The organism is Streptomyces aidingensis, assembly GCF_900112355.1.
In the GTDB taxonomy this organism is placed as follows: Bacteria; Actinomycetota; Actinomycetes; order Streptomycetales; family Streptomycetaceae; genus Streptomyces; species Streptomyces aidingensis.
The window spans coordinates 1-9,909 of the sequence record NZ_FOLM01000019.1 but is presented as its reverse complement, the minus strand read 5'-3'; the positions used below and the strand labels follow the sequence as shown (position 1 = coordinate 9,909).

General features: G+C 73.7%; 9 protein-coding genes and 1 rRNA gene. 6 read left to right on the top strand and 4 right to left on the bottom strand.

The genetic code is table 11. The features are described from left to right. Positions 1-24 precede the first annotated feature (24 nt). Complete coding sequence (locus BM242_RS30970) at positions 25-1,005, top strand: RICIN domain-containing protein (protein ID WP_093841120.1); 981 nt, start codon at positions 25-27, stop codon at positions 1,003-1,005. A gap of 22 nt (positions 1,006-1,027) precedes the next feature. On the opposite strand, the gene BM242_RS24560 is transcribed toward BM242_RS30970, so the two are convergent. Continuing rightward, positions 1,028-3,310 carry a protein kinase domain-containing protein gene (locus tag BM242_RS24560; RefSeq protein ID WP_175541563.1) on the bottom strand — a complete coding sequence of 761 codons (2,283 nt, stop codon included), beginning with the start codon at positions 3,308-3,310 and terminating at the stop codon, positions 1,028-1,030. Positions 3,311-3,407: 97 nt separating this feature from the next. On the opposite strand from BM242_RS24560, the gene BM242_RS24555 reads away from it, so the two are divergent. The 4 genes from BM242_RS24555 (at position 3,408) to proC (ending at position 6,535) form a co-directional block, all read left to right on the top strand. After that, positions 3,408-3,929 (top strand): hypothetical protein, encoded by a 522-nt coding sequence (locus tag BM242_RS24555; RefSeq protein WP_175541562.1) that lies wholly within the window; start codon positions 3,408-3,410, stop codon positions 3,927-3,929. 301 nt (positions 3,930-4,230) lie between these two features. After that, positions 4,231-4,773, top strand: coding sequence for a hypothetical protein (locus BM242_RS30965; protein ID WP_093841118.1), 543 nt, complete (start codon positions 4,231-4,233; stop codon positions 4,771-4,773). Positions 4,774-4,896: 123 nt separating this feature from the next. Beyond that, a complete protein-coding gene (locus BM242_RS24545; protein ID WP_093841117.1) occupies positions 4,897-5,577 on the top strand; it encodes a class F sortase in 681 nt (226 codons plus the stop codon). 139 nt (positions 5,578-5,716) lie between these two features. Beyond that, a complete protein-coding gene (gene proC, locus BM242_RS24540; protein ID WP_093841116.1) occupies positions 5,717-6,535 on the top strand; it encodes a pyrroline-5-carboxylate reductase in 819 nt (272 codons plus the stop codon). Positions 6,536-6,578: 43 nt separating this feature from the next. Here proC and BM242_RS24535 read toward each other — a convergent pair whose 3' ends face one another. From BM242_RS24535 to BM242_RS24525, 3 genes are all read right to left on the bottom strand, one after another. Further along, positions 6,579-7,547 carry an ABC transporter ATP-binding protein gene (locus BM242_RS24535; RefSeq protein WP_245834494.1) on the bottom strand — a complete coding sequence of 323 codons (969 nt, stop codon included), beginning with the start codon at positions 7,545-7,547 and terminating at the stop codon, positions 6,579-6,581. 113 nt (positions 7,548-7,660) lie between these two features. Then, positions 7,661-8,425, bottom strand: coding sequence for an ABC transporter permease (locus BM242_RS24530; protein ID WP_175541567.1), 765 nt, complete (start codon positions 8,423-8,425; stop codon positions 7,661-7,663). A 52-nt stretch (positions 8,426-8,477) separates the two neighbouring features. After that, positions 8,478-9,287 (bottom strand): ABC transporter permease, encoded by an 810-nt coding sequence (locus tag BM242_RS24525; RefSeq protein ID WP_093841113.1) that lies wholly within the window; start codon positions 9,285-9,287, stop codon positions 8,478-8,480. Between the two features lie 524 nt (positions 9,288-9,811). On the opposite strand from BM242_RS24525, the gene BM242_RS24520 reads away from it, so the two are divergent. After that, positions 9,812-9,909: ribosomal RNA gene (locus BM242_RS24520) — 16S ribosomal RNA — on the top strand; the annotation flags it as partial.

Below are 9,909 nucleotides of genomic sequence, written 5' to 3'. Positions count from 1 at the left end.
GTGAGACCCGTAAGGAATCTCTCCATGCCGAAGACCCCCGGCCCCCGCTTCTCCCACACCTTCGCCCGGCGGCCCGCCGTGGCGCCGCGCGGGCTGCGGCCCCCGCGGCGGGTGTTCAGCTCGCTCGGCTGCGGCGCGGTGACCTCGGCCGCCGCGGTGCTGCTGGTGTGGCTGGCCGGAGCGGTGCTGTTCGACGGGCGCGGCGACACCGCCCGGCCCGCCGCCGCCTCACTCAGCCCCGCCCCCACCGCCGAGGGCCCGTCCGGGGACGCCGCCGCACCGCCGGCGGAGGACTCCCCGGCCGAGGAGCCGGAGGAGACCGGGGTCCCCTCGGAGCCGGAGGAGGAGGAACAGGAACCGGCCGGGGAGGAGCCCGCCGGGGACTCCGGCCGGGGCACCGCCGAGGAGCCCGCCGGGCGGCCGGCCGGCGAACCCGCGGACGAACCGGCCGAGCAGCCCGCGGAGCAGCCGGAGGACGGCCCCGCCGAGCAGCCCGCCGAGGAGCCCGCGGACGAACCGGCCGGCGAGCCCGCCGGGCAGCCGGCCGAGGAACCCCGGCAGGCGGAGACCGGCCCCGTCACCCAGGTTCAGCACAGGGTGACCTACCGCATCCACACCGCCTTCGGCGCCTGCCTCGACGTGGGCGCCGACGACCCGCTGGGCGCCAACGTCCAGCAGTGGGCCTGCAACGGCACGGCGGCCCAGAAGGTCACGGTGAACCGCACCGGCAACGGCACCTACACCCTGCACGTCAAGTCGCACTGCGCCGACGTGGAGAACCAGTCCACCAGCCTGGCCGCCAACGTCCAGCTGTGGGCGTGCAACGGCGGGCCGAACCAGCAGTGGCGCATCGAGAACACCGGCGACACCACCTTCCGGATCGTCTCCTACCAGACCGGCTACTGCCTCGACGTCTTCAACAGCGACCCGCGAAGCGGCGTCAATGTGCACATGTGGGAGTGCAACGGCACCGCGGCCCAGCGCTGGACGTTCGAACGGCTGTGAACCGGTGACGCCCGGCCGGGCGTCACCCGGGGCGGGTGGCGTAGAGGGTGTTGCCGGTGGTGATGACATAGACCCGGTCGCCGAGGACGACGGGTGCGGGAGGAAAGGCGTCACTGCCGGGACCCGGGGTGCCCTCGTGCGGCTCGCCGGACCACAGCGGGGTGCCGTCCGAGGCGTCCACCCGGTGCAGGCGGCCGTCCGAGCCGCTGAACCAGATGCTGCCGCCGGCCAGGGCCGGCTCCGAGGACGGGCCGGCCGCGCCGGTCTCCGCCGTCCACAGCACCCCGCCGTCGCCCGCGGCGTCCACCGCGGTGAGCCGGCCGGCGCCGTCGGTGGCGTAGACGACCCCGTTCTCCCCGAGAGCGGAACGCGGCTCCGAGCCCTCCGGCAGCTCCGTCCGGTGCCAGGACCGGTCGGTGAGGCCGAGCCGCCACACCCCCCGCGACACCGGCAGCCCGTCGGCGTCGAACTCGTCGAAGTAGGCCGCCTCCCCGTCCATCCCGATCATGCGCAGGTCCTGCGCCTCGGGCGGCAGCCGCAGCGGCTCCGGCCACAGGGGGCGCCCGGCCGCGTCCAGCAGCGTCAGATCCGGGCCGGAGCCGGGGAAGTCGCCCCCCGCGACACGGCTCTCCGCCAGCACCCGGGAACCGTGGGCCATGAGCTGCGTGAAGTAGCGCCCCGGCACCTGGAACCCGCCGAGGCGTTCGGGGGAGTCCAGCGCGTGGAAGCGCAGCGCGCTGTCCCCGTTCTGCACCACCAGGGAGGAATCGGTGCGGGCCATCGACTGGCCCAGCGCGGGGACGTCGATCTCCCACAGCTCGCTGCCGTCGTCCGGGTCCAGTGCCACCAGCCCCGCGGGCGAGGGGCTGAACACGGCGTCCGGGGTTATCAGCACCCGCGGCAGGGTGAAGGCGCTGCGCGGCGGGTTGTGGCGCCACAGCTCCGAACCGTCCGAGGCGTCCAGCGCCACCGTGGCCGCGAAACCCGAGTAGCACAGCAGCCGGTCCCCGTCCTCGCCGAGCGGCCGGCACCGCGGGTTCTCGGTGATGTCCCGCACCCCCAGCTCCAGCAGATCCCGCTCCCACGGCCCGAAGGCCGCGGCCGGCGACGAGGTCGCGGAGGTCTCCGTGGCGGCCGGCCCGGCGCCGTTCCCGTCCCCGTCCTCCGCCGCGCCGGACGCCCCCCAGACCGCCCACACCCCGGCCGTGGCCACCGCCGCCACCGTCACCGCCGCGGCGCTCACCAGCGGCCACCGCCGGCGGCGGCGCGGCGGGTCACCGGCCCCGCCGGGCCCGGGAGGCAGCTCCGCCAGCCCGGACGGCGGGGTGACCGCTTCCGGGCGGGCACCGCCCGCGGTGCGGTCGTCCGCATCGTCGCCGTCGCCGTCGCCGTCGTCCTCACCGGCGGCCGTTTCCCCCGCGGCCGGCGAGGAGAAGGGCAGCGCCGCGGCGGAGCCGGGCCCCGCGGAGTCCCCGGGGAGCCGGGCGAGCGCGGCGCCGGCCAGGCGCAGGACGGTTTCCACGCCGGGCCGTCGGTGGGGCTGTTTGGCCAGGCAGCTGCTGATCAGGGTGTGGAGGGCGGGGGGTATGTCGTGCAGGTCGGGTTCCTCGTGGACGACGCGGTAGGCGATGGCGAGGGGGTCTTCGACGGTGCCGCGCGGCGCGAAGGGGCTGTGTCCGGTCGCGGCGTAGGCGACGACGGTGCCCAGGGCGAAGATGTCGGCCGGTTCGGAGACGGTGTGCCGTGCGGTGAGCTGCTCGGGGGCCATGAAGGGGGGCGAGCCCAGGATGGTGCCGTGCTCGGTCAGGCGGCGGCTGTCGGCCAGTGCGCGGGAGATGCCGAAGTCGATGACCCGTACGCCGTCCTGGGCGAGCAGGACGTTGCCGGGCTTGAGGTCGCGGTGCACGATGCCCTGGCGGTGGATGTCGCGCAGGGCCTCGGCGAGCTGGGCGGCCAGCCGTGCGGTCTGGGTCCCCGGCAGCGGGCCGGAGTGCTGGACCCGGTCGGCCAGGGAGCCGCCGGGCACGTGGAGGGTGGCCAGCCAGGGCGGGTCGCCCTCGGTGTCGGCGTCCACCACCGCGGCGGTGAAGGCGCCGCTGACCTGCCGGGCCACCGCGACCTCGCGCCGGAAACGGGCGCGGAAGCCCTCGTCCCCGGCGTATTCCGGGCGCACCACCTTCAGGGCGACCGTCCGGCCCGCCGTGCTGCGCGCCAGATAGACCACGCCCATGCCGCCCGAGCCCAGACGGCGTTCCAGGAGGTACTCCCCGACCCGCCGCGGCGGCACCACTCCTCCCTCCGCCATCGCTTCCCCCTTCGCCGACCCGGGCCTGTCCGTCAGCACAGGGTATCGATGCCCCGCGTCTCCCCAGCAGCGGTGGCCAAAGGTGATAATCGGGGTCATGAGCAGCAAGGACCAGTCCCCGGCCCCCGCCGCCGCCGCACCGGAAGACCGCGGCCGTCCCGAGCCCGCGGCCATCCGCTTCTACGGCACGAGCTGGCTGGACCACTCGCGCGGCTATCTGCCGCGGCGCTTTCTGCTCGGGCTCGGCGCGTCGCTGCTCGCGGTGGCGGGGGTGCTGCTGCTGCGCCTGGCGTATGACGGCCTGGAGCTCTCGGAGACCTCGGACTGGCTCCGTGTGCTGCTGGTGGTCGCCTTCGCACTGTGCAGCTCCATCGCCTTCACCCGCACCTGGGGCTCCTACCGGCGGCCCGCCGCGCTGCGCGGCGACGAGCCCAGCTTCGCGTCCATCAAGCTGATCGGCTTCATCGGCGTGCTGCTGGCGTACGCGCTGCGCAGCGGCATCGAGGCCCCCGGCGAGGGGCTGCGGCGGGCCGAGTACGAGCGGGCCCTGGAGCAGTACGAGCGCCGGGGCAGCCGGCGTTCCGGCAATCCCTCGCGCCGCACGAAGAAGCGCACCTGACCCGCGGGCGCGTCACCCGGAGACCGCGTCCGGGTCCGGGCCCGCCACGGGCCCGCGGCCCGGCCGGGGTGTGCGCCGAGTGGGGGTCGCTCGGGCGGCGTAACTTGCGCCGTCCCCGCCGGGCCGAACCTCACCCCGCTGACCTGCGGTTTCTCCCGCCCGCGGCGCCCGGAGGGAGGCCCGTGGCCCGGGCCTGCCCGCGCGGCCCGGCGCGCGTCCGGCCGCCGCGGGCGATGGGATCGAGGCATGCGGTGCGTACCGGCACCGTGGCTGCGTTTCCCTGCGGAGGACAGGACCCAACATGCGTGCACCCCGAGCCCTCGCTCCGGCGACTCTGACCACGGCCGCGACTGCAGCCGCCCTGGTCCTGTCCGCGGGCATCGCGTCCGCGGGCGACTTCGGCGAAGCCGAACTCTTCCCGAACCAGGCCAGGCCGGGCGACTCCGTGGCCGTCACCACCGACTACTGCCAGGACGACACCAGCGCCACCGGCGACGCCACCTCCGTCGGCGTGGGCACCTTCACCCTGAGCCCCACCACCGACAGCAGCGGGCTGATCGGCCAGTTCACGGTGCCCGCCAACACCGCGGTCGGCAACTACGGCATCGCGGTGAGCTGCGCCACCGGCAACCGGATCGCCACCGCCACCCTGCGCGTCGTGCAGACCAGCTCCACCGCCACCGCGACCACCACCACCTCGCCCTCCGGCAGCGTCAGCGGCGGTGTCGGCGGCTCCGGCCAGGACCGTACCGCGCTGATCGCCGGCACCTCGGCCGCGCTGGTCGCCGCCGCGGCGGGCGCCGTCTGGCTGATCCGCCGCCGCAGCGCGGGCAGCGAGGACTGACCGCGCGGTCCGGAGGATCCGGAAGAGGGGACGGACGGGCCGGGGCGCAGTCCTCGGCCCCGGCCGGCCGGAACCGGCAGGCCTGAGCCGCCGGGAGTGCCGGGAGCGCCGGGAGGAGGACCGATGCGGACCGCCGACAAGACCGCCAACGCGCTGCTGGCCGGCGCGCTGGCCACCGCCCTGGCCACCACGGTCTGGCTGCTGACCGGGCCCGGCGGCCACCCCGACCCGCCCCAGCCCAGCGCGGAGCAGGGCTTTCCCGCCGGCCCCGGCGGGGAAGGCGATCCCGGCCGAATAGACGCCCGCGCCGAGATCCCCGCCGGGGCCACGGCGGTCACCGGATCGCTGCCGCCGTCCACGCCCATCGGCGTCCGCATACCCGCGATCGACGTGGACGCCCCGACCGTCGGCTACGGGCTCGGCCCGGACGGCAGCCTGGAGATCCCGCCCGAGGACAAGTCCCATCTGGCCGGCTGGTACCACGGCGGTGTCACCCCGGGCTCCGAGGGCACCGCCCTGATCGCCGGCCATGTCGACGACGCCGACGGCCCCGCCGTCTTCTACGACCTGGGCGCGCTGCGCCGCGGCGACCTGGTGGAGGTCGCCCGCGCCGACGGCCGCACCGCCCTCTTCCTGGTGGACGCCGTGGAGGTCTTCGGCCGCGAGATGTTCCCCGACGAGCTTGTCTACGGCCACACCGGACGCCCCGAGCTCCGCCTGATCACCTGCGGCGGCGGCTTCTCGCACAGCCAGGGCTACCTCGGCAATGTCGTGGTCTTCGCCCACCTCATCGGCCAGGCATAGCCCCCCGCGCCCCGCCGTCCGCCCCCGCCGTCCGCCCCCGCCGTCCGGTTCCGCAGCGTGGACGGCCGCGCGGCGCGACCGGCCTGGGTGCCACCATGAGAGTCACGCCCCCCGAGACCGTGACAAGGTGAGCCACCCCATGACCGAGAAGATCGCCGTCCTCGGCGCCGGAAAGATCGGTGAAGCGCTGCTCGGCGGCATGCGCCGCGGCGGCCGGGCCGCCGCCGACCTGCTGGCCACCTGCCGCCGCGCCGAACGCGCCGCCGAGCTGCGCGCCCGCCACGGCATCGAGGTCGTCACCAACGCCGAGGCCGCCAAGACCGCCGACACCCTGATCCTCGCCGTCAAGCCGCAGGACATGGGCGCCCTGCTGGAGGAGCTGGCCCCGCACACCCCGGCCGACCGGCTGGTGATCAGCACCGCCGCCGGTATCACCACCCGCTTCGTGGAGGACCGGCTCAGCCCCGGCACCCCCGTCGTGCGTGCCATGCCCAACACCCCCGCCCTGGTCGACGAGGCGATGTCCGTGCTCTCCGCCGGTGCGCACGCCGGGGAGGAGCATCTGGCCCACGCCGAGGCGGTGTTCCGGAGCGTGGGCCGGACCATCCGGCTTCCCGAGTCGCAGCAGGACGCCGCCACCGCGCTCTCCGGCTCCGGCCCCGCCTACTTCTATTTCCTGGTCGAGGCCATGACCGACGCCGGCATCCTGCTCGGCCTGCCCCGCGACAAGGCGCACGACCTCATCGTCCAGGCCGCCTACGGCGCCTCGGTGATGCTGCGGGACAGCGGCGAGCACCCGGTACGGCTGCGGGAGGCCGTCACCTCGCCCGGCGGCACCACCATCAGCGCCATCCGGGAACTGGAGAAGCACGGCGTGCGGGCCGCCTTCCTGGCCGCGCTGGAGGCCGCCCGGGACCGCAGCCGTGAACTCGCCTCCGGCGGCAACGGCCCCACCTGACCACGGTCCCGGGGCCGCCACGCGGGACGCCGGCTGCCCGGCGCTACCCGTCCGCGCGCCCGCCCCGGGCGTACATCCGGGCGATCACCTCCTCGATCTCCGGCTCCCGCACCGACAGATCGGCCAGTGGATACCCCTCCGCGATTTGCGCCACCAGCGGTGCGGCACTCGCCTCGGCCGGGAACGCCAGCCACTGCCGCGGTCCCTCCACCCGCACCGTGCGCGCCCCGGGAATCCCGATCGGCTCCGTCTCCCGCTCCAGATCCACCACCAGGGTCCGCTCGCTCCGGCCGCGCCGGTGCAGCCCGGACAGCGTCCCGTCGTACATCAGCCGGCCGTGGTCGATCACCACCACCCGGCGGCAGAGCTGTTCGATGTCCGACAGGTCGTGCGTGGTCAGCAGCACGGTGGTGCCCCGCTCGGTGTTCAGCTCGCGCAGAAAGCCCCGCACCTTCGCCTTGCTCACCACATCCAGCCCGATCGTCGGCTCGTCCAGATACAGCACCTCCGGATCGTGCAGCAGGGCCGCCGCGATGTCGCCGCGCATCCGCTGCCCCAGCGAGAGCTGGCGCACCGGAACGTCCATCAGCGGCTCCAGGTCCAGCAGCTCCATGCAGCGCTCCAGATTCGCCCGGAAACGGGCCTGGGGCACCCGGTACATCCGCCGCACCAGCGCATAGGAGTCGCGCAGCGGCAGATCCCACCACAGCGTGGTGCGCTGGCCGAACACCACGCCCATCCGCCGCGCCAGCCGGGTCCGTTCCCGGGACGGATCGATGCCCGCCACCCGGATACGGCCCCCGCTGGGCGTGAGAATCCCGGTCAGCATCTTGATGGTGGTGGACTTCCCGGCACCGTTCGGCCCGATGTAGCCCACCATCTCGCCGCGCGCCACCCGGAACGAGATCCCGTCCACCGCCCGCACCCGCTGCCGCTCCCGGCGCAGCCGCCCACGGCCGGGCACCCGCCGCCGCACCGTGAAGACCTTCTCCAGCCCCTGGACCACGACCAGATCGCCCGTGCCCGCCCGGACCTCACCGGCCGCCGCCGCTGCCGCTTCCGCTTCCGCCGCACCGGGCGCTCCGCCCGCTTCCGCCGTCGTCACATTCCTCACCTCGGCATCCCTCAGCTTCCCGTGCTCCGGTAACTGCGCACCCCGGCCCGCCACACCAGCGCCGTCAGCCCGCACATCGCCGCCGCCACCACCGGCGACAGCAGATCCACCCAGCCGGGCAGCCCCAGGGGATCGTCCCGGCCCAGCAGCCGCAGCGCCGGAAGCCAGTTCACAAAGGCCAGCGGCACCACAAAGGTCACCCCGCGCACCAGATCCTTGGCGAAGATCGTCGGCGGATACTGCAGCAGCGTGCTGCCGCCGTAGGTGAACGAGTTCTGCGCCTCGGCCGCGTCCTGCGCCCAGAACTGGAAGGCGCCGCCGAGGGCGAAGAGGGAACCGAAGATGGCCCCGCCGCTCACCACCATGACCACCAGCAGCAGCGCCCGGCCCGGCGACCAGTCCAGGTCGAGCCGGGTCAGCGACCAGGCCAGCACCAGCAGCCCCTGGGTCACCCGGCCGAGGCGGCGCAGGGCGAAGCGGTCGGCGGCGAGCTGCGCGAACACCGGTACCGGGCGGACCAGCAGGGTGTCCAGCGTGCCGTCCCTGATCCGCGCCCCCAGCCGGTCCATGTTGCCCAGCAGCAGATCCGCCAGCCCCAGCGACAGGCTCGTCGTCCCGTACAGCAGGGCGACCTCCGCCACGCCGAAGCCGCCCAGCGTCTCCACATGGGTGAACATGATGAGGATCGCCACGAAGTCCAGTGCCGTGGCCAGCCCGTGCCCGGCCATGGTGACGAGGAAGGAGGCCCGGTAGGTCATGGTGGAGCGCACCCACATGGCCACGATCAGCCCGTAGGCGCGGATCCCGTCCACGGTCCGGCCGGCGAGTTCAGCCACCCTGGACCACCACCTTCCGGGTGGCCGCCGCCTGTACCGCCCGCCCGGCCAGGAGCAGCACCACCGCCCAGCCCGCCTGGAAGGCGAACGCGGCCAGCAGCCCGGCGCCGGTGTGCCGCCCCAGCAGCACATCGGCCGGCACCTGGAGGACGGACGACCAGGGCAGCCACCGCACGGCCTCGCCGAAGGAGCCGGGGAAGACGGTCAGCGGCAGCAGCATCCCGGAGAAGAAGACGGAGCACAGGCTGGCGGCCATGTTGATCCCGGCGCCGTCCATCAGCCAGAAGGCGGTCAGCCCCACCATGTAGCGGATGGCGATGCTCACCAGGAACGCGAGCGCGGTGGACAGCAGGAAGGCCGCCCAGCGCAGCGGGTCCAGCGGCAGCGCCAGCGGGAACGCCAGCGCGCCGGCGGCCATCGGCAGCAGGCCGCGGGCGAGGAGGTGGTAGCCGGCCCGGCCGGCGTCCGCCGCCGCCCACCACGTCTGGAGATCCGCCGGCCGGTACATGTCGATGGCCACGTCCCCGCTGCGGATACGGGACTGGAGCTCGACCTCCAGACCGCCGCCCATGATGGCCAGGGCCATCAGCAGGGCCTGGCCGACCCAGACGAAGGTGAGCGCCTGGGACTGGTCATAGCCGCCGAGCCCCGGACGCTGACTCCACAGGGCGATATAGGTGTAGCTGAGAATGAAGCCGAAGACGGTATTGGTGAAGATGCCGGCCGCGGTGGCGACCCGATACGTGGCAAACCGCCGGAAACTCCCGCGCGTCACCGCCCAGTACAGCCCGGTCGAGCGCATCACATTCCTGCCTCCCCTCGCGCGAGTGAGCGACAGTAGTGCGGAGCGTCATCGATCGGCTACTCAATAAACGGCGGCGCGGAAGCCCCGTGCGCATACTGGTGACCCATGAGGTGACACAGGCCACACTTGACACTCCCGACCCGGATCCGTAACGTTGCTCGGGTTGCCGTGAAGCCGCTAGGGCTCCACGGCCTCCGTTGCCACCAGGCGTTTTCTCTTTCCTCCCCGATTTGGCGGAGCCCGGGTGAATGCTCTACGGTGGTGATCACCGCCCGGAGGGATTCCCGAGAGGGATACCGATGGCAGTGTCCGTTCCTTGAGAACTCAACAGCGTGCCAAAAGTCAACGCCAGATATTTGGCAACCCCCGTTTCCGTCGCGGGCCGCATTGTGTGTGCCTGTGGTGGTTGTGGTGGTTCCTTTGATTGATTGTTTGTTGTTTGACAGCGAGGATGCTGTGTGCGTGGCCGGCTGATTCCGCCGGTGGCGCACCGCTCTTGTGATGCTGTTGTTTCGAGAGCATTCACGGAGAGTTTGATCCTGGCTCAGGACGAACGCTGGCGGCGTGCTTAACACATGCAAGTCGAACGCTGAACCGCTTTCGGGCGGGGATGAGTGGC

Coding starts and splice junctions, on each gene's coding strand:
- BM242_RS30970 (WP_093841120.1), top strand. CDS start 25: ATGCCGAAGACCCCCGGCCCCCGCTTCTCCCACACCTTCGCCCGGCGG.
- proC (WP_093841116.1), top strand. CDS start 5,717: ATGACCGAGAAGATCGCCGTCCTCGGCGCCGGAAAGATCGGTGAAGCG.
- BM242_RS24530 (WP_175541567.1), bottom strand. CDS start 8,425: ATGTGGGTGCGCTCCACCATGACCTACCGGGCCTCCTTCCTCGTCACC.
- BM242_RS30965 (WP_093841118.1), top strand. CDS start 4,231: ATGCGTGCACCCCGAGCCCTCGCTCCGGCGACTCTGACCACGGCCGCG.
- BM242_RS24555 (WP_175541562.1), top strand. CDS start 3,408: ATGAGCAGCAAGGACCAGTCCCCGGCCCCCGCCGCCGCCGCACCGGAA.
- BM242_RS24545 (WP_093841117.1), top strand. CDS start 4,897: ATGCGGACCGCCGACAAGACCGCCAACGCGCTGCTGGCCGGCGCGCTG.
- BM242_RS24525 (WP_093841113.1), bottom strand. CDS start 9,287: ATGCGCTCGACCGGGCTGTACTGGGCGGTGACGCGCGGGAGTTTCCGG.
- BM242_RS24560 (WP_175541563.1), bottom strand. CDS start 3,310: ATGGCGGAGGGAGGAGTGGTGCCGCCGCGGCGGGTCGGGGAGTACCTC.